This is a genomic window from Antricoccus suffuscus (genome assembly GCF_003003235.1).
Lineage (GTDB): Bacteria > Actinomycetota > Actinomycetes > Mycobacteriales > Antricoccaceae > Antricoccus > Antricoccus suffuscus.
The window spans coordinates 79,150-96,867 of the sequence record NZ_PVUE01000015.1 but is presented as its reverse complement, the minus strand read 5'-3'; the positions used below and the strand labels follow the sequence as shown (position 1 = coordinate 96,867).

At 67.5% G+C, this 17,718-nt stretch carries 19 protein-coding genes; 1 reads left to right on the top strand and 18 read right to left on the bottom strand.

The window, feature by feature from the left end:
* Positions 1 to 46: 46 nt before the first annotated feature.
* The 5 genes from infC to CLV47_RS22090 all read right to left on the bottom strand — a co-directional run bounded on the left by infC (position 47) and on the right by CLV47_RS22090 (position 3,678).
* A complete protein-coding gene (infC, locus tag CLV47_RS16140; protein WP_272946805.1) occupies positions 47 to 592 on the bottom strand; it encodes a translation initiation factor IF-3 in 546 nt (181 codons plus the stop codon).
* A gap of 402 nt (positions 593 to 994) precedes the next feature.
* Entirely contained in the window at positions 995 to 2,392 is a 1,398-nt protein-coding gene (locus tag CLV47_RS16135) for an amidase (protein WP_106350088.1), read from the bottom strand.
* Complete coding sequence (locus CLV47_RS16130) at positions 2,389 to 2,652, bottom strand: hypothetical protein (RefSeq protein ID WP_106350087.1); 264 nt, start codon at positions 2,650 to 2,652, stop codon at positions 2,389 to 2,391. The genes CLV47_RS16135 and CLV47_RS16130 overlap by 4 nt, the downstream gene beginning before the upstream one ends.
* 39 nt (positions 2,653 to 2,691) lie before the next feature.
* Complete coding sequence (locus tag CLV47_RS16125; RefSeq protein WP_106350086.1) at positions 2,692 to 3,174, bottom strand: SseB family protein; 483 nt, start codon at positions 3,172 to 3,174, stop codon at positions 2,692 to 2,694.
* 9 nt (positions 3,175 to 3,183) lie between these two features.
* Positions 3,184 to 3,678 (bottom strand): PH domain-containing protein, encoded by a 495-nt coding sequence (locus CLV47_RS22090; protein WP_170111116.1) that lies wholly within the window; start codon positions 3,676 to 3,678, stop codon positions 3,184 to 3,186.
* A gap of 205 nt (positions 3,679 to 3,883) precedes the next feature.
* Here CLV47_RS22090 and CLV47_RS16115 point away from each other — a divergent pair, with 205 nt between their 5' ends.
* Positions 3,884 to 4,483, top strand: a complete 600-nt coding sequence (locus tag CLV47_RS16115; RefSeq protein ID WP_170111115.1) for a nucleoside/nucleotide kinase family protein — start codon at positions 3,884 to 3,886, stop codon at positions 4,481 to 4,483.
* A 49-nt stretch (positions 4,484 to 4,532) separates the two neighbouring features.
* Here CLV47_RS16115 and murA read toward each other — a convergent pair whose 3' ends face one another.
* The 13 genes from murA to metK all read right to left on the bottom strand — a co-directional run bounded on the left by murA (position 4,533) and on the right by metK (position 17,661).
* Complete coding sequence (gene murA / locus CLV47_RS16110) at positions 4,533 to 5,870, bottom strand: UDP-N-acetylglucosamine 1-carboxyvinyltransferase (RefSeq protein ID WP_106350083.1); 1,338 nt, start codon at positions 5,868 to 5,870, stop codon at positions 4,533 to 4,535.
* A gap of 102 nt (positions 5,871 to 5,972) precedes the next feature.
* Positions 5,973 to 6,818, bottom strand: coding sequence for an ATP phosphoribosyltransferase (gene hisG, locus CLV47_RS16105; RefSeq protein WP_106350082.1), 846 nt, complete (start codon positions 6,816 to 6,818; stop codon positions 5,973 to 5,975).
* Between the two features lie 83 nt (positions 6,819 to 6,901).
* The gene (locus CLV47_RS16100) at positions 6,902 to 7,165 is read right to left on the bottom strand and encodes a phosphoribosyl-ATP diphosphatase (RefSeq protein ID WP_106350081.1); all 264 of its coding nucleotides are present in this window, start codon (positions 7,163 to 7,165) and stop codon (positions 6,902 to 6,904) included.
* The gene (gene ribH / locus CLV47_RS16095) at positions 7,166 to 7,654 is read right to left on the bottom strand and encodes a 6,7-dimethyl-8-ribityllumazine synthase (RefSeq protein WP_106350080.1); all 489 of its coding nucleotides are present in this window, start codon (positions 7,652 to 7,654) and stop codon (positions 7,166 to 7,168) included. It abuts the gene before it with no gap.
* The gene (locus CLV47_RS16090) at positions 7,651 to 8,886 is read right to left on the bottom strand and encodes a bifunctional 3,4-dihydroxy-2-butanone-4-phosphate synthase/GTP cyclohydrolase II (RefSeq protein ID WP_474863602.1); all 1,236 of its coding nucleotides are present in this window, start codon (positions 8,884 to 8,886) and stop codon (positions 7,651 to 7,653) included. The genes ribH and CLV47_RS16090 overlap by 4 nt, the downstream gene beginning before the upstream one ends.
* A gap of 1 nt (position 8,887) precedes the next feature.
* Positions 8,888 to 9,556 carry a riboflavin synthase gene (locus tag CLV47_RS16085; protein WP_238145471.1) on the bottom strand — a complete coding sequence of 223 codons (669 nt, stop codon included), beginning with the start codon at positions 9,554 to 9,556 and terminating at the stop codon, positions 8,888 to 8,890.
* A 24-nt stretch (positions 9,557 to 9,580) separates the two neighbouring features.
* Positions 9,581 to 10,690: a bifunctional diaminohydroxyphosphoribosylaminopyrimidine deaminase/5-amino-6-(5-phosphoribosylamino)uracil reductase RibD gene (ribD, locus tag CLV47_RS16080; RefSeq protein WP_106350078.1), complete on the bottom strand. Its 1,110-nt coding sequence runs from the start codon at positions 10,688 to 10,690 to the stop codon at positions 9,581 to 9,583.
* A complete protein-coding gene (gene rpe / locus CLV47_RS16075; RefSeq protein WP_238145470.1) occupies positions 10,687 to 11,391 on the bottom strand; it encodes a ribulose-phosphate 3-epimerase in 705 nt (234 codons plus the stop codon). The genes ribD and rpe overlap by 4 nt, the downstream gene beginning before the upstream one ends.
* Before the next feature lie 3 nt (positions 11,392 to 11,394).
* On the bottom strand, positions 11,395 to 12,879 hold the full coding sequence (locus CLV47_RS16070) for an RsmB/NOP family class I SAM-dependent RNA methyltransferase (RefSeq protein ID WP_106350077.1): 1,485 nt from the start codon (positions 12,877 to 12,879) through the stop codon (positions 11,395 to 11,397).
* On the bottom strand, positions 12,876 to 13,841 hold the full coding sequence (gene fmt / locus CLV47_RS16065) for a methionyl-tRNA formyltransferase (RefSeq protein ID WP_106350076.1): 966 nt from the start codon (positions 13,839 to 13,841) through the stop codon (positions 12,876 to 12,878). Before fmt ends, CLV47_RS16070 begins: the two co-directional genes overlap by 4 nt.
* Positions 13,842 to 14,384 carry a peptide deformylase gene (gene def / locus CLV47_RS16060; protein ID WP_106350075.1) on the bottom strand — a complete coding sequence of 181 codons (543 nt, stop codon included), beginning with the start codon at positions 14,382 to 14,384 and terminating at the stop codon, positions 13,842 to 13,844.
* Positions 14,385 to 14,484: 100 nt separating this feature from the next.
* Positions 14,485 to 16,434, bottom strand: a complete 1,950-nt coding sequence (locus CLV47_RS16055) for a primosomal protein N' (protein ID WP_238145469.1) — start codon at positions 16,432 to 16,434, stop codon at positions 14,485 to 14,487.
* 33 nt (positions 16,435 to 16,467) lie between these two features.
* Entirely contained in the window at positions 16,468 to 17,661 is a 1,194-nt protein-coding gene (gene metK, locus CLV47_RS16050; RefSeq protein ID WP_106350074.1) for a methionine adenosyltransferase, read from the bottom strand.
* Positions 17,662 to 17,718: the final 57 nt, after the last annotated feature.

Genomic DNA, 17,718 nt, shown 5'->3' with positions numbered 1-17,718 from the left:
GCCACGACGTTCGTGGAGCGTTGGTATGTAGTTGTCGCTGGTTTCGCTACTCGGCGTCGGCCTGCGTGCCAGCGGTCTGCTTGTTGGGTCTGGTGGCGTTAGACCGATGCGGCGCAACCACCATCACCATGTTGCGGCCATCCTGCTTGGGCGCGGACTCGACGAACCCGAGCTCTTCGATGTCGCCGGCGAGACGCTGCAGTAACCGGAACCCGAGTTCGGGGCGGGACTGTTCGCGGCCGCGGAACATGATGGTCACCTTCACCTTGTCGCCTGCCTTCAAGAAGCGGACAACGTGGCCTTTTTTAGTTTCGTAGTCGTGCGGATCGATCTTCGGCCGAAGCTTCATTTCCTTGATGACCGTGAGTGTCTGATTGCGACGGGCCTCACGAGCCTTCTGCGCAGCCTCGTACTTGAACTTGCCGAAGTCCATCAACTTGCACACCGGCGGACGCGAGTCAGGTGCGACCTCGACCAGATCGAGATCGGCTTCTTGCGCGAGTCGTAGTGCATCTTCAATCTTGACGATGCCGACCTGTTCCCCCTCAGGTCCGACTAAGCGAACTTCGGGCACACGGATCCGGTCATTGATGCGCGGTTCGACGCTGATGGCGCCTCCTTGATAGCTGGTAATGAATAAAGCGAAGTACGGATGAACTTGTCCGTAGAATTCACCAGCCGAAATGCCTGTCGCCAATCGTGGCGCAGGCGGCGTCTTGGTAGACACCGATGCCATCTGCCGAAGCAGACGCACCGACCTCGGGACCCGATGCGTGACGAAAACTCGACGAACGATCGGGTGGGAGTGAACTCCACTTGCTGCAGGGGGTGCTACCAGTTAGACACAACGGGAGAGGCACACCTTGCGGTCGCAGTACCTAATAGTACCAGGTGCACCGGTTGGCCGACCAGATCAGTTATTCGGGCCCAGCTGAGGACCCGATCACACGACCCGGTCTCCCGGCACCTTCTTACCAGGCCGCCCGCTACCGAGTCAGCCGAGCGGCGGACGGTACTCGTGCCAGGTCGTCGCGTCCTGGTAGGCCTGTCCAATGCGCAACACCGTCGCGTCCTCGAACGGCCGGCCGACGACCTGCATTCCGACCGGCAGTCCAGTCCGCGAAAATCCGGTCGGCACGGCCAACGCGGGATTGCCGAGGGCATTGAACACCACGCGTGCCTGCCGGGAGAAGGTCCGGTTGATCTCGCCGGGGTCGTCGATCGGCGCGGCAGGATCCATGCTCGATGCGCAGATCAGCGCGTCGTACCCGCGCATCGTCTCGGCGAACTCTCGCACCATGACCGCGCGGGTGCGCAGCGCACCGACGTAATCGGCTCCGCTGACGAACGCGCCCGGCAGGATTCGCTGCCGGGTCAAGTCTGCGTAGTCGTCCGGCCGCTCGGCCATCCAGCGTTCGTGAACGGCGTACGCCTCGGTAAGCAGCACGATGTTGACGACCGCGCCGTAGTCGGACAATGACCGCATCGATACGTCTTGCACGTCGGCGCCTTGGGCGCGCAGCGTCTCGACCGCCGCGTCGAGACCGGCGACGACGTCCGGATCGGTGTCGGGGATGTCGACCTCGTGAAACTGCCGCACATACCCGATCCGCAGTCCACTGACGCCTGCGTCAAGGCCGGTGGTGAAGTCGCGGGGTGGTACGTCGGCGCTGGCCGGGTCGGCCGCGTCGTACCCGGCGATCGCGGTCATCACCAGCGCAGCGTCGCGCGGCGAGCGAGCCAACGGACCGACGTGGTCGAGGCTGTAGGCCAGCGGTACGACGCCGGCGCGGCTGACCAGCCCGTACGTCGGTTTCAGCCCGACGACGCCGCACAGTGTCGACGGGTTGCGGATCGAACCTCCGGTGTCGGTGCCGATTGCGAACGGCACGAAGCCGGCGGCGACCGCCGCCCCGGCGCCAGTGGAGGATCCGCCCGGGTGATGGTCGCGGTTCCACGGGTTGCGCGCCGGCGGCCACGGCAGGTCGAACGACGGTCCGCCCAACGCGAACTCCCAGGTCGCCAGCTTCCCGAGACAGATCGCGCCGGCTTCGCGCAGCCGCGCGGTCACGGTCGCATCGCGGGTGGCGACGTTGCCTGCGAGGATTTTCGAATGCGCCGTCGTAGGCACTCCGGCGTAGTCGACGATGTCCTTGAGCGCGTACGGAACGCCGTGTAGCGGCCCGCGCCATCGTCCGGCGCGAAGTTCGGCTTCCATCGCACGAGCCTGCGCCATGGCATCCTCGCGCATCAGCCGGATGAAGGAGTTGAGTTGCGGGTCGAGCGACTCGATCCGGGCGAGCAGCGCTTCGGTGTACTGCACCGGAGACAACGTGCCGCCCTTGAGCATCGGACCGGCGTCGGCGACGGACAGGTAGGCGAGGTCAGTCATTGCCCTGCTCCGAACCCGAACGCGTGGGCTGGCTCGGCGTCGTACCCCTCGACTCGAGGCAGCCGCGCCGACAGGGCGCGCGCGACCGAGTACGCCGCGATCACCTCATCGAGGCGCGTGTTTGCAAGTTTCTCAAGTCCAAGGTCGCGCGCCCGGGCGCGAGCGTCGGCGGCGCCAAGCGGTTTGTCGGTCGTCGTACCGGGTTGGAATCCTGGAAACTGGGTCGCCGGCGGACGGTCGGAATCAGGTGCGTTGGCCATGACCCGACCATAGACGCCGGCATTATCGACTCGCGCAGATCAGTCCGCGAGCAGTACGTCGATCGGCAAGGTCGCGGTCACCGGACCGTCGATGTCGATGATCGCTACGGCGTACCCGTCGTCGTTCGCCATCGCGGTGAGCACCGAGCCGATATGCGGCAGGGGGCGCGCATCGGATTTCCAGGCGACGAGTCGCTCGATACAGGTGAAGATCGGAATCGCGGTGAGGCCGTCTTCACGGCGTAACGCGATCATGCCAACCTGGTCGCCTTCGGGAGACACTGCCGGCACGTAGACGCGCGCCTGACGGAAGGTCTCAACGACCTTGCGGCGGCAGTCCTGCTGGGACGCCGAGTCGGTGGCCTCGTCGTTCGCGGCGTGCGCCCAGGCGAGCAGCGCCGCCTCGAGCTGCGGGTCGGGCAGCCCATCGTCGGCTTGCTGACCAAGACTCTGCGGTAGCGGAGCCGGGGGCGCTGGATCTGGGGATAACGGCTGCTGCGGCGGCAATGATGGTTCAGTCACCGAACGAGGCTACCGATCCTGCCCGGTTTCGCCCTGCGCGGGTCCGACCGCGGCCGCGTGCAGCCGGCGTAGCTTCTTGATCGCCTCGACCGATCGCTGTCCATCGGCGACCTGCAGGCCGAGCATCGAAATCTGATCGTCATCCTGAAGATCGAGCAGCCCCCACGCCGATCCATCGGAAACGCCGACATCGCGAATGACTCCCCACGGCAGCGTGCTGGTCGTGAAGACGTTGCGCACTCGGATTCGTTCGGAGTTGGCCCAAACCCTGGGGCGGGTGAACAACAACGCACCGGCGGCCAGGACGAGCCCGATCCCAGCAATACCGACCTGGTCAGAGGTCGTGAACGTCGTACCGAGCTCGGAACGCTTGAGGAAGATGCCCACGGCGACGAACGCGACAATGCAGATCGTCGCAACGATAATTGCGATCCGCGTCAGTTGACGTGGCCGGGCGATCAGTTCCATCTGCTCGTCGCTGAAGGTCGGGTCGAGATCGGTCATATCCACATTCTTCTTCACACCTCCAGTGTGCTGCATAAGGGGCACACGCGCAGCACACGGGTACGCCGAGCTCCTCCCGTCAGGGACTTTCGTGACGGATCGCCGGACTTTCGTGACGGATCGCCGGACTTTCGTGACGGATCGCCGGACTTTCGTGACGGATCGCGGGACATACGTGACGGATCGCGGGCGGTAGGTTGAGCGGATGTCTCCCCCGGACCACACGCTGACCGATCTCGCGCGGCGGATCATCGACTCGGCGGCGCCGGGTACGACGTACGTCGTGAGCATCGACGGACCGTCGGGGTCGGGCAAGACGTCCTTCGCGGAGGCGCTACGCGCGCAGATCGAGCCGGCCCGCACGGTCGGCGTGGTGCACGTGGACGAGTTCGTGCCCGGCTGGGAGCGGCTCGCGGACGTCGTACCGGTGTTGCGCGATGACATCCTCGGGCCGCTGAAACGCGGCGACCCTCCCCGGGCCCGGCTATGGGACTGGGACGCCGATCAGCCAGGCGACTGGGCGCCATTCGACTGGGCGCGGGCGCCGCGCTGCGACGTACTGCTCGTCGAGGGCTGCGCGAGCGGATCCCGGCCACTCGCGCCGTACACCGACCTGCTGCTGTGGGTGGACGCCCCCGAAGCGGTGCGTTACGAGCGGGCGATGAGCCGCGACGGCGCCGGGTATGCGCCCTGGTGGGACATCTGGTCACGCCAGGAGCGTGCGCTCTACGCCCAAGAAGGCACGGCCGGTCGCGCCGACGTACGACTGGAGGCTACGGCCGACGGGTGGTCGGTGGCCCAGTAACGATCCGCGCGCCATGTCCCGTTGGGGTACCAAACGCTCGGACCGGCGGCTAGGCGGGCTGGAACGAGGCGCCGAGGCGCTCCAGCTTAGGAAGGAAGTCCTCATAGCCGCGATAGATCAGGTCGAGTCCGTGCACGGTCGAGGTGCCTTCGGCCGCGAGCGCCGCAATCAGGTAGGAGAATCCGCCCCGCAAGTCAGGCACCTCCAACTCGGCGGCATTGAGTTTAGTCGGCCCGGCGATCGCCGCCGAGTGCAGGAAGTTGCGCTGACCGAAACGGCAGGTCGAGCCGCCGAGGCATTCGCGGTAGAGCTGGATCTGCGCGCCCATCTTGTTGAGCGCGTGGGTGAAGCCGAGCCGGTTTTCATAGACCCGCTCGTGCACGATCGACAGTCCGGTGGCCTGGGTGAGCGCGACCACGAGTGGTTGCTGCCAATCGGTCTGGAAACCCGGCGCCACGTCGGTTTCCAGCGCCATCGCGGTCAGATCGCCGCCCGGGTGCCAGAATCGGATCGACTTCGGTGAGCCGTCTCCCCCATCGTTGATATTGAATTTGCCGCCGACGCGACGGAAAACATCGAGGAAGGTCAATAGCGGGCCTTGTTCGGCGCCAAGGACGGTGATGTCGCCCTTCGTGGCCAGCGCGGCGCACGCCCAAGAGGCGGCCTCAAGCCGGTCGGTCAGCGCCCAGTGGTCGTAGCCTTGCAGCTCGTCGACGCCTTCGATCCGGATCGTGCGGTTGCTTTGCACAGTGATGAGCGCGCCCATCTTCTGCAGTACGGCGATCAGATCGGAAATCTCCGGCTCCGTCGCGGCATTTCGAAGTTCGGTCTTGCCCTCGGCGAGTACGGCGGCCAGCAGCACCTGCTCAGTCGCGCCGACACTCGGAAACGGCAGCTCGATCTTCGTGCCGTGCAGTCGTTGCGGCGCCGACAAGTAGAGCCCCTCGGGCTTCTTGACGACCTCGGCGCCCATCTCGCGCAGGGCATCGAGGTGGAAGTCGATAGGCCGGTCCCCGATCTTGCAGCCGCCCAGATCCGGGATGAACGCGTGGCCGAGCCGGTGCAGCAGGGGCCCGCACATCAGGATCGGGATCCGGCTCGATCCCGCGTGCACGTTGATCTGGTCGGCTTCGGCGCGGTCGACCTCGGACGGGTCGAGGGTAAGGATGCCCGGTTCGCGTTTGACGCGGACGCCGTGCAGGTCAAGCAGATCGGTGACGATATCAACGTCGGCGACGTTGGGCACATTGCGCAGCACGCTCGGAGAGCTGCCGAGTATCGCGGCCACCATTGCCTTGGGGACGAGGTTCTTGGCACCACGCACGGTGACATGACCCTGCAAGGGTGTGCCTCCCGTGATGTGCAGCGAGGACGACGACGTTGTCACGGGTTCACTCTCCTTCAGCCGTATCCAGGGATGCGGTGGGGGGCGGATCGTACGGGGGGGGTCACGCTGAAGTCTTTTGTGGCGTCCTCGGGTCGCGGAGCGTTAGATACGGCAGGCGACGATGTCGGTGACCAAGATGGCCCGAGCACCCAGGTCCCAGAGCTTGTCCATGATCGCGTTGGTCTCGGCGCTAGGCACCATCGAACGGACGGCGTACCACTCGTCTCGATGCAACGGAGACACAGTCGGCGACTGTAGACCGGGGGTCAATGCACACGCGGCTTCGAGTACATCGGCTTTGACATCATAGTCGAGCATTACGTATCGGCGTGCGACCAAGACGTTTTGCAGTCGCCGCGTCAGCTGCACGACCTGCGGTTTCTCGGCTCGGTCGGCGTGTCCAATGAGAAGAGCCTCACTCTCCAACAGCGGCTCGCCGACGATCTCAAGGCCCGCGGTGCGCAACGTCGTACCGGTTTGTACGACGTCCGCGACCGCATCTGCGACGCCCAGCCGGATCGCGGTCTCGACCGCGCCATCGAGCCCGACGACGGTCGCGTCGACGCCGGACCGTTCAAGGATGCCGGCCATCACGCCGGGGTACGCCGTCGCGATGCGTTTACCGGCCAAGTCTTCGAGGGACTGCACGGTGCCGGGCATCGCTGCGAGCCGGAATGTCGAGGCACCGAATCCGAGCGGCAACACCTCGGTCGCGGCGGTGCCCGAGTCGATCAGCAGGTCCTTGCCGGTGACGCCTAGGTCGAGGGTGCCCTCCCCCACGTAGATCGCGATGTCGCGGGGCCTGAGGTAGAAGAACTCGACACCGTTCTCCGGGTCGAGGATGGCCAGTTCTTTGCTGTCGGTGCGTTGCCGGTATCCGGCTTCACGGAAGATCGTGGCGGCAGCTTCGGCCAGTGATCCTTTGTTGGGTACGGCGATGCGCAGCATCGGCGGATTCCTCCCAGCTCGAGGGCGGTTATGTAATTACTCGACGCAGCTTGAGACCCGCGTCGATCTAGAGGTATTTCGATCTAGAGGTATTTGTAGACGTCGTCGAGGCTCAGACCGCGGGCAAGCATCAGGACCTGCACCCGGTAGAGCAGCTGCGAGATCTCCTCGGCGGTGCGGTCGGCGCCCTCATGCTCTGCGGCCATCCACGACTCGGCCGCCTCCTCGACGACCTTCTTGCCGGCGGCATGTACGCCGTCCGCGACCGCGATGACGGTCGCGGACCCTTCGGCATTGGCCTCGACTTTGGCGCCGAGCTCGGCAAAGAGCGTATCGAACGTTTTCAATTAGCTTCCGTTTCGTTCTGCGCGCAACGCGCGCAGGGTGACGGCCACGTCGAGGGCCGCGAGGGCCGCCTCATAGCCTTTGTCTTCGATCGCGCCCGGCGTACCGCTGCGTTCGATCGCTTGTTCCTTGGTGTCGCAGGTAAGTACGCCGTTGCCCACCGGCGTCGCCTCATCCAGCGAAATCCGGGTCAGACCCGCGGTCACCGAGTCACAGACGTATTCGAAATGCGGCGTGCCGCCGCGGATGACGGTGCCCAGCGCAACGACGGCGTCGTGGGTGCGCGCCAGTTGCTGCGCGACCACCGGAAGCTCGATCGCGCCGGCCACGTGCACGACGGTCGGCTGCGCAGCGCCGCAGTCCCGAGCACAGTCGCGAGCGCGCTGCACCAGTGTGTCGACGATGTCGGCGTTCCATCGGGTCGCGACGATACCGAGTGAGACGCCGGACGCGTCGAGCGCCGCCGCGTCGGGGCGGCCCGCTCCGCTCATGCCTTGAACTCCGACGGCAGCCCGTCGAGCACGTGACCCATCCGATCGCGCTTGGTCGCAAGGTAGCGGAAGTTTTCCGCGTTGACGCTCAGCGGCAGCGGCACCCGGCCGGTGATCGTGAGGCCATAGCCTTCGAGCCCGGCCCGCTTGTCGGGGTTGTTTGTCAGCAGCCGCATCGACTTCACGCCGAGGTCGACGAGGATCTGCGCGCCGGTGCCGTAGTCGCGGGCGTCGGCGGGCAGCCCGAGCTCGAGATTGGCATCGACGGTGTCCGAGCCTTGGTCCTGCAGTTGGTAGGCCTGCAGCTTGTGCAGCAACCCAATGCCACGGCCCTCATGCCCGCGGACGTAGAGCACGACGCCGCGGCCCTCGGTCGCGACGGCGGCAAGAGAGGCGTCAAGCTGCGGCCCGCAGTCACAGCGCAGCGAGCCGAACACGTCGCCGGTCAGGCACTCCGAGTGCACTCGCACCAGGACGTCTTCGCCGTTGCCGATGTCGCCGCGCACCAGCGCAACGTGCTCGACGTCGTCGAACTCGGTGTCGTAGCCGACCGCCGAGAAGTCGCCGTACTTGGTGGGGATCCGGGCCGCCGCGATCCGGCTCACGTGCTTTTCGGACCGGCGCCGGAAGGCGATCAGGTCGGCGATCGAGATCATGGTCAGATCGTGTTCGGCGGCGAATACTTCGAGCTCGTCGACGCGCGCCATGTCGCCGACGTCCTTCTGGGAGACGATCTCGCAGATCGCGCCGACCGGCTGCAGACCCGCGAGGCGGGTCAGGTCGACGGCGGCCTCGGTGTGCCCGGCGCGACGGAGCACGCCGCCTTCACGAGCGCGCAGCGGTACGACGTGGCCGGGCCGGGTGAAGTCACCGGCGACGGAGTCGGGGTCGGCGAGCTTGCGGATCGTGGTGGCCCGATCGGTGGCGCTGATCCCGGTCGTGACGTCGGTGCGCGCATCGACGCTGACGGTATACGCCGTGGAGTGCTTGTCCTGGTTGGTGTGGAACATCGGCGGCAGGTCGAGCCGGGTGCATGAGTCCTCGCTCATCGGCACACAGATGTAGCCCGAGGTGTAGCGCACCATGAATCCGACCAGCTCGGGGGTGGCCTTCTCGGCCGCGAAGATCAGGTCGCCCTCATTTTCGCGGTCCTCGTCGTCGACTACGACGATGGCCTTGCCGGCTACTAGGTCAGCGAGAGCTTGCTCGATGGTCCCCATGTGAACGCTCACGCTAGATATTCTCCTGCTCTGTAACCGCATCCAGCGACACGGTGCGCGACTGGATGCCCGCGATCTGTCGCTCGACGTACTTGGCGAGTACGTCGACCTCCAGGTTGACCGGAGCGCCCACTTCGGCGGCGCCGAGCGTGGTCAGTTTCATTGTCGTCGGGATGAGGCTGACCTCGAGCCATTGCTCTGGTGCCGCTATCTCGCTAACGCCGCTGACAGTCAGTGATATTCCATCGATGGTGATGGACCCCTTCTCCACGACGTACGCCGAAAGCTCGGGCGGCAGGCTGACCCGCACGACCTCCCAGACATTGTGCGGGGTGCGGCTCAGGATCTGGCCCACGCCATCGACGTGTCCCTGCACGATGTGCCCGGACAGCCGGGTGGCAGCGGTGACCGCACGCTCGAGATTGACCGCGCTGCCCTCGGTGAGGGCGCCAAGCGAGGAGCGTTGCAGTGTTTCGCCCATTACGTCGGCGGTGAAGAAGTCGAACCCGTAGTCCACGACGGTCAGGCAGACACCGTTGACCGCGATCGATGCGCCGTGCTGAGCGTCCGACGACACGACGGTCCCGACGATCTTCAGCAGCGCCGCATCACCGTCTCGGCTGATGGCCGCGACGGTGCCCACTTCCTCGACGATTCCGGTAAACAAGGTGCCTCCCAGCACTACATCCAACGTTGGGGGTTACCGCTAGGTCCATATCGGATTGGCCGTGATCCGGATGTCGTTGCCGACCCGGCGTACGTCGCGAACGTCGAGCTCGACGGCGTCATCGATACTCGATACACCGTAGCCCCGTAATGCGGGCCACATTCCACTGAGGAGCAGTTTGGGCGCGATGTAGGTGATGATCTCGTCGACCAGTCCGCTGGATACGAAGGTGCCGGCGAGGGTTGGACCGCCCTCGACAACGGCGTGTACGACGCCGCGCTCGAACAACGTCTGCAGGAGTGCGTGCAGGTCGATGCCCTCGCTGACCGACGTACCGCTCACCACGGTGTCTATGCCATCGGCGCGAAGCCCGTCCACGTGCTGGTGGGAGGTAGCGGGCCCGACGCCCAGGAGGGTCGGCGCGGTACGATCGAAAATCGCCGCGTCCGGCATCAGCCGTCCGGAGTTGCTGACCACAACCCGCAGCGGCTGACGGGGCAGGTCCTTACCGTCCGAATCGCGGGCGGTCAGCCGTGGGTTGTCATTGCGGACCGTTCCCGCCCCGACGATGATCGCGTCGATATGGGCGCGCATCTCGTGCACCTCGGCGCGCGCGTCCGGCGAGGTCACCCACTGGCTGGACCCGTCCTCTGCGGCGATCTGACCGTCGAGAGACTGACCGATCTTCCACGTCACGAAGGGACGCTCGTTGTCCTGGGCAAACAGCCACGGCTTCAGGGCGCCTTGCCGGGCCTCGGTCTGCAGCAGTCCGTCGATAACCTCGACGCCGGCCTCGCGCAGCACCGCCGCGCCGCCGGCTGCCTCCGGGTCCGGGTCGGTGACGGCGTACACGACCCGCGCCACCTCGGCCTTGATGATCGCTTCAGTGCATGGTCCCGTGCGTCCGGTGTGCGCGCAGGGTTCGAGCGTGCACACCACCGTCGAGTGCCGAGCCGCGGCGCCCGCCTCGGCCAACGCCATGACCTCGGCGTGTGCACCGCCGGGCGCCTGGGTGTGGCCACGACCCACGACCTCGCCGTCCAGATCGATCACCACGGCACCGACCGGCGGATTAGGACTGGAGGTGCCGCGCGCGAGGTTGGCTTCCTCCAGCGCGATCTGCATGGCGCCTTCCAGATCGACGCTCATACCGTCACCGCCGCACGGCGCGCGGACTCCCGGAGTCGGCGCACCGCGTCCGCGGGATCATCCGCGCCGTATACCGCGGAGCCGGCCACGAAGCAGTCCGCGCCGGCGGCGGCGGCGCGTTCGATGGTCTCGGCGTTGACTCCCCCGTCGACCTCGACCAGCAGCCGCAGATGCCCGGAGTCGACGGCGCGACGTGCCGCGGCAATCTTGTCTACCATCGCGTCGATGAACGCCTGACCACCAAACCCTGGCTCGACCGTCATCACCAGAAGCGTGTCGAACTCGGTGAGCAGGTCGAGGTGGTCGGCAAGCGACGTATCGGGTTTGAGCGCGAGCCCGGCCAGCGCGCCGGCGGACTTGATCGCCCGGGCGGTCTGCCGCGGATCGGCCGCCGCCTCGACGTGGAAGGTCACGTTGCGCGCACCGAGCTCGGCGTACGGCGGCGCCCACCGATCCGGGTCGTCGATCATCAGGTGGCAGTCCAACGGGATGTCGGTGGCCTTGATCAGGCTTTGCACCACCGGTACGCCGAGGGTCAGGTTGGGCACGAAGTGGTTGTCCATCACGTCGACGTGCAGCCAGTCGCTGCCGGCGACCGCCGCGGCTTCGTCGGCCAGCCGCGCGAAATCCGCGGACAGGATGCTCGGCGCGATCATCGGCGCGCCGGTGCCGGTCAGTGCCTTGGCGTACTGCGTGGTCATGTACTAGCTCCCGGTACGACGAATCAGCGAGATGAACATGGCATCGGTGCCGTGCAGATGCGGCCACAGCTGCACCCAGGGTCCGTCACCGAGGTCGGGCATCGACGGCAGCACTTGTCGTACGTCGAGCAGCTCGCCACGGTCCTCGATCATCGAGCGGACAACCTGACGGGTCTCGGCCAGGTGCGGGCTGCAGGTGACATACGCGACGACACCGCCGGGGCGTACGACGCTCAGTGCGCTGCCGAGCAGCTGGCGTTGTAGCGCGGTCAGCGGTGGCAGGTCTCCCGGCGTACGCCGCCACCGCGCCTCGGGCCGGCGACGCAGCGCGCCGAGACCGCTACAGGGCGCGTCGACGAGCACCCGGTCGGCCGAACCGTCCGCGAGCGGCGGGGTGCGGCCGTCGGCGATGAGGGTGGTCGCGGGCAGACCAGCGAGGGCGCGCTGCACGAGTCGGGCGCGGTGCGGTGCGGGTTCGATCGCGACCAACCGCGCGTCGCGACCGGCCGCGATCGAGGCAAGCAGCGCAGCCTTGCCGCCCGGACCGGCACACAGGTCGACCCATAGCCGGTCGGGGCCGTCTAGCGGCGCGTTCGCCAGGGCCAGCGCGGCCAGCTGGCTGCCTTCGTCCTGCACGGCGGCCGAGCCCGAACGTACCTGCACTAACGAGCCCGGGTCGCCGGACTCGAGATAGACGGCGTATGGCGAAAATCTGCCCGGCGTGGCGTCGATGCGTTGGGCCAGATCATCGCGCTCGATCCGGCCGGGGCGCGCGACCAGGTGCACACCGGGTCGCGCGTCGTCGGCGTCGAGCGCGCGTTCGGTCTCGTCCAGGTCGCCGCCGAGCGCGTCCAGAAACGCGCGAGCAATCCATGGCGGGTGCGCCTTGGCGACCGCAAGGTAGCCGAGCCGGTCCTGCGCGGGGTCCGGTGCGACACGGTCGATCCACTCCTCCGGACCGCGGTGCGACACCTTGCGCAGCAATGCGTTGACGAACCCGGCCTGCCCCTGCGACAGGATGCCGTACGTCGCGCCGACGGTCGCCGACACTGCCGCGTGGGTTGCCACCCGGGTGCGCAGCAGCTGGTAGACGCCCAGCCGAACCGCGTCGAGCACATCTGGGTCGAGGGTATCCAGAGGGCGGCTGGACACGACGTCGATCACGGCATCAAGGGTGCCGGTCGCGCGCAGCGTGCCGTAGGCCAGCTCGGTCGCGAGCGCCGCGTCCCGAGTGGGCAGGCCCGCCTCACGCAGCATCGTGGGCAGCACGAGGTTGGCGTACGCGTCGTCCTGGCTGACCGCGCGCAGTACGTCGTACGCAACGCGCCTGGGATCGGCCCCGATCGCGTTGCGGCGGCCCTTGGGTCCGGCCCGTCGCGGGCCGTCCTGCCGCCGATCGTCCGGTCGCCGGTCGTTCTGTCGACGATCGTCCTGCCCGCGGCCGTCCGCTCGTCGGCCGGGTCCCTTGTGTGCGCCATCGCGGGTCATGAGCGGTCCTCATCGTCGGTACGGCGTACGAGGGTGCCCGAAGCCAGTCGTGCACCGCGCGCGTAGTCGGCGGCGGCCATCATCTTCTTACCTTGCGGCTGCAAATTGTCCAGCAGCACCGGGTGATCGGCCGTGCCGACATACACCGCACGCTTGGTCACGCGCAGCTCGCCGGCCGCCAGCAACGGCGCATCCGAGTCGACCTGATCGGCCGCGACGGTCACCGGACCGACCTTGACCCGTCCACCGTCGACCACACACCACGCACCCGGATCCGGGGTGACCGACCGGATCAGCCGGTCCACCTCAGCCGCGGCCCTGGAGAAGTCGACCTGCGCATCGCCGACCGAGATACGCGGCGCCTTGGTCACGCCCTCGCCCCGCTGCGGCGTGGCGATCGCCCGTCCCGCGGCGAGGTCGTCCATCGTCTCGCGCAGTACCGGCGCGCCGCTGACCGCGAGCCGCGTCAGCACGTCGCCACTGGTTTCGGTCGCACCCAACGGGGACTCGACCAGCCGGTACGTCGGCCCGGTGTCGAGTCCTTCCTCAATAAGAAACGTCGTCACGCCGGTCACCGGGTCGCCGGCCGCGATCGCGTGCTGCACCGGCGCGGCGCCACGCCATCGCGGCAGCAACGAAAAGTGCAGGTTTATCCAGCCATGCCGCGGGATTGCCAGCGCCGCCGGGGGGATGAGGCCGCCGTACGCCACGACCGCACACGCATCCAGGTCGAGCGCACGCAACTCGTCGAGCACCGCGTCGTCACGCAGGCCACGGGGCGTGAGCACTGGAATACCGAGAGCGTCGGCGCGCGCGCCGAGCTCCGAGCGGTGCGTCGTACGACCGCGTCCAGACCGCGCGTCGGGACGGGTCAGCACCGCGACCACCTCGTGATCGCTGGCCACAAGAGCATCGAGCGACGGGATCGCGACGTCCGGCGTACCGGCGAAAAGAATGCGCACTCAGGCTCCAAAAGGCCCGTGCGGGCTGACCTTGACTCGCGGGATCGGCTGATTTGCCCACTCGGACTCGCGGATGGCCTTCATCGCGGCCTTGCGAGTCGGGCCGTCGAGTCGGTCTACGAACAGCACGCCATCGAGGTGGTCCACCTCGTGGAGTACGGCGCGCGCCAACGTCTGCTCGGCGTCGACGACGATCGGCTCGCCGTACTGGTTGAACCCGACCGCCCGGGTGCGCATGGGGCGAATGCACGGCACGCTGATCCCCGGGATCGACAGGCAGCCTTCGTTGCCGTCCTGCGTCTCGTCGGACACCTGCTCGATGACCGGGTTGACCATGTGCCCGATCTCGCCGTCGATGTTGTAGGTGAACACCCGCGCGCTCACGCCGATCTGGGGTGCGGCCAGGCCCGCGCCGGGCGCGGCGAGCATCGTGTCGGTGAGGTCGGATACCAGCTTGCGCAGCTCGTTGTCGAAGTCGACGACTAGTTCGGCTTTGGTACGCAAGATGGGGTCGCCGAAAAGGCGAATCGGAGTCACAGACACCCGGACAGTTTAGCGGCGAGCAAAGTTTGCCTGCGCAAGGTCATGCGTTCGGGTCGCCGGGACGACCCGATCGTATGGCCTCCGGCGAGGTCGAGAGTGGTTACAGAAGGTCCGGCGGGTCCATCTGGATCTGGAGTTTGTCGCTGGCCTTGCGGGCGCTGCGCGCGGACCGGGCGTGTGCCAACGCCGACGCCAGCGCGCCGCCCTGCCGCAGCGGCACCCGCAGCAGTGCCCGCTCCAGTTCCGGCCGGCCCGGCACCTCGACCGGGCCCAGCGTCTCGGCCTCGGGCGGCAGCTCGTCACTACCGGTCACGGCGCCGACAGCGGACGGCGTACCGGTGACGGCGGCCATCCGGACCGCGGGCGGGAACCCCAGCTCGCGTCGTTCGGCAAGTTCACGGTCGGCCAGCCACCCCGGGCTCCACCGCACGAGCGCCTGGACGACGGGGACCGCTGCGGCGGCCATGACCACGACCCGGCCGCCCTCGGCGGCCGGCTTCACCAGCGCGGCCGCGTTGATCCATCGCCGCATCGCCTCTTCGGTCGCGGTGAGGTCCGGCCTCGACAGAAACGCCCAGCCATCGAGCAGCAGCGCGGCGGCGTACCCGCCCGGCGCGTGCGGTTCGGCGCCGGGTGTCGCGATGACCAGCGCCGGGCCGGGGTCGATCTGGTCGACGATGTGGTCGCCGGCGGACTGTACGACGCGGGTGCCGGGCACGATCCGGCCGAACTCCTCGGCGGTGCGCCCCGAGCCGAAGATCAGCGCGCGGAACGTTCCACTCCGGCACACGGGGCACGACCATTGTGTCGCCGCCCGGCCACACCACCGGCACGCGGCGTACGACGCTCCGGAATGCGGTTGCCCAAGCGGTCCGGCGCAGGTGTTGCAGCGCGCCGGAGTCCGGCAGCGTTCGCAGGCAAGCGCAGGCACATAACCACGCCTCGGCACCTGAATCAGCACCGGCTGGTCGTTCTCGATCGCGGTGCGGGCGGTCTGGATCGCGATCGAGGGCAGCCGCGCGGAGTGCGTCGCCGCGTCCCGGTCAAGGTAGAGGTCGTCGCCGGCGGCCATGATCCGCGGCGTCGCCTCCCGCAGCCGAGCCCGGGACGCGCGCAGCGGGCTGGCCCAGGACTGTTCCAGCAGCGCGGCCGCCGCCACCGACTGGCCGTAGCCGCCGAGCAGCAGCGCCGTGCCGCCTAGGTGCGCGCGCAGCAACGCCACGTCGCGGACGTGGAAGTACGGCGCTCGCGGCTCTTGGTAAAGATCGTCGCCGTCGTCCCACATGGCGATGAGTCCGAGGTCGTGCACCGGCGCGAAGATCGCCGAGCGGGTGCCGATCGCGATCCGCACCGTTCCCCTGCTGCAGCGCAGGAACTGCCGGTAACGGGCCGACGGCCCGGCGGCGGAGCTGAGGGTGGCGAAGCCGTCCTTGCCGACCTGCGCGCGCATGGCGGCGGCCAGTCGGGTCAGGTCACGTTCGTCCGGTACGACGATGATCGCGCCGCGACCATTGGCCGCCGCGGTGGCGGCCGCCTGCGCGTAGAAGCCGCACCAGTCCTCGCCGGCCACGGCGTTCCAGACCGCGCGCGGCGACTTGCCCTGCGCGACAGCGTTGAGGTAGCCCGGGCCCAGCTCGTAGCCGCCCCACACCGCCGGGTCTGGTGCGACGTACGACGGCGCCTCGGAGACGGCGGTCTTCTCGGTGGCGGCGTGACGCGGCGGTACGGCGAGCCGTACGACGTCGTTGAACGTGCCGGCCGCACGGTCTGCGACGGCACGCGCCAGTGCCGCGACGTCATCGCGCAGCACAACCTCGGCCGACACGACCCGCTCGATGAACGCGAGCTTGCCCTCATGGTCAGACCTGGCCCGCCGCGCGACGACGTACGCGTCGGTGAGCTTGCCGGAGAACCGGACCCGCACCTTCGTGCCGACCTGCGCGTCTTCGGAATCACCCTCGCTGATGAGGTAGTCGAAGGTGCGGTCGAGGTGCGGCAGACCGTTGTCCACATACACCGATGCCACCGGCAGTGTGGCGGCCGGTGGCATCGGTGTAGTCGAGCGTGTTCTGTCAGACACTGGTTATGACGCGACGGCCTTCTTGAGCTCATCGACGCGGTCGGTGCGCTCCCATGGGAAGTCGACATCTACCCGGCCGAAGTGGCCGTACGCCGAGGTCGCCGAGTAGATCGGGCGCAGCAGGTCCAGGTCGCGGATGATCGCGAACGGACGCAGGTCGAACACACTGGCGATGGCGTCTTCGATGGCGATCACGTCGTACTTCTCGGTGCCGAAGCACTCGACGAAGTGACCCACCGGCTCGGCCTTGCCGATCGCGTAGGCAACCTGCACCTCGCACTGGTCGGCGAGCCCGGCTGCCACGACGTTCTTGGCGACCCAGCGCATCGCGTACGCCGCGGACCGGTCGACCTTGGACGGGTCCTTGCCGGAGAACGCGCCGCCGCCATGCCGGGCGTAGCCGCCGTACGTGTCGACGATGATCTTGCGGCCGGTCAGGCCGGCGTCGCCCATCGGGCCACCGATGACGAACTTGCCGGTCGGGTTGACCAGCAGGCGGTAGTCGGTCGAGTCGATATCGAGTTCGCCGAGCACGTGATCGACGATGTATTTCTTGACGTCCGGAGTGAGCATGGTGTCGAGGGAGATGTCCTCGGCATGTTGGGTGGACAGTACGACGGTGTCGACGCGGGTCGGCTTACCGTCGACGTACTCGATGGTCACCTGGGTCTTGCCGTCGGGACGCAGGTACGGCATCGTGCCGTCCTTGCGGACCTCGGTCAGGCGCCGTGAGAGGCGATGCGCCAGTGCGATCGGCAGCGGCATGAGTTCGGGCGTCTCGTTGCACGCGTAGCCAAACATCAGGCCCTGGTCGCCGGCGCCCTGTGTGGCGATCTGGTCCTCGGTGCCTTCGACCCGACTCTCGTACGCCTTGTCGACACCCTGCGCGATCTCGGGTGACTGCGCGCCGATCGACACGCTGACTCCACAAGAGCCGCCGTCGAAGCCCTTGTCCGACGAGTCGTAGCCAATGTCGAGGATGCGATTGCGGACGATCGCCGGGATGTCCGCGTATGCCGAGGTCGATACCTCGCCGGCGACATGCACCTGTCCGGTCATGATGAGAGTTTCGACCGCTACCCGGGCATGCGGGTCGTCGGTCAATAGCGCGTCAAGGATCGCGTCGCTGATCGAGTCAGCAATTTTGTCTGGGTGACCTTCCGTCACCGACTCCGAAGTGAATAGACGTCGAGACATCGAACTCCTGCTTATTGGTAGACGATTTTCGTGGACACTTTCAGTCAAGCGGGTCCC

Excerpts from the sequence above, each read along its gene's own strand:
- CLV47_RS16135 (WP_106350088.1), bottom strand. The coding sequence starts at position 2,392 with ATGACTGACCTCGCCTACCTGTCCGTCGCCGACGCCGGTCCGATGCTC.
- CLV47_RS16130 (WP_106350087.1), bottom strand. The coding sequence starts at position 2,652 with ATGGCCAACGCACCTGATTCCGACCGTCCGCCGGCGACCCAGTTTCCA.
- CLV47_RS22090 (WP_170111116.1), bottom strand. The coding sequence starts at position 3,678 with ATGACCGATCTCGACCCGACCTTCAGCGACGAGCAGATGGAACTGATC.
- CLV47_RS16115 (WP_170111115.1), top strand. The coding sequence starts at position 3,884 with ATGTCTCCCCCGGACCACACGCTGACCGATCTCGCGCGGCGGATCATC.
- hisG (WP_106350082.1), bottom strand. The coding sequence starts at position 6,818 with ATGCTGCGCATCGCCGTACCCAACAAAGGATCACTGGCCGAAGCTGCC.
- ribH (WP_106350080.1), bottom strand. The coding sequence starts at position 7,654 with ATGAGCGGAGCGGGCCGCCCCGACGCGGCGGCGCTCGACGCGTCCGGC.
- ribD (WP_106350078.1), bottom strand. The coding sequence starts at position 10,690 with ATGAGCGTCGATCTGGAAGGCGCCATGCAGATCGCGCTGGAGGAAGCC.
- rpe (WP_238145470.1), bottom strand. The coding sequence starts at position 11,391 with ATGACCACGCAGTACGCCAAGGCACTGACCGGCACCGGCGCGCCGATG.
- CLV47_RS16070 (WP_106350077.1), bottom strand. The coding sequence starts at position 12,879 with ATGACCCGCGATGGCGCACACAAGGGACCCGGCCGACGAGCGGACGGC.
- CLV47_RS16055 (WP_238145469.1), bottom strand. The coding sequence starts at position 16,434 with ATGCCACCGGCCGCCACACTGCCGGTGGCATCGGTGTATGTGGACAAC.
- metK (WP_106350074.1), bottom strand. The coding sequence starts at position 17,661 with ATGTCTCGACGTCTATTCACTTCGGAGTCGGTGACGGAAGGTCACCCA.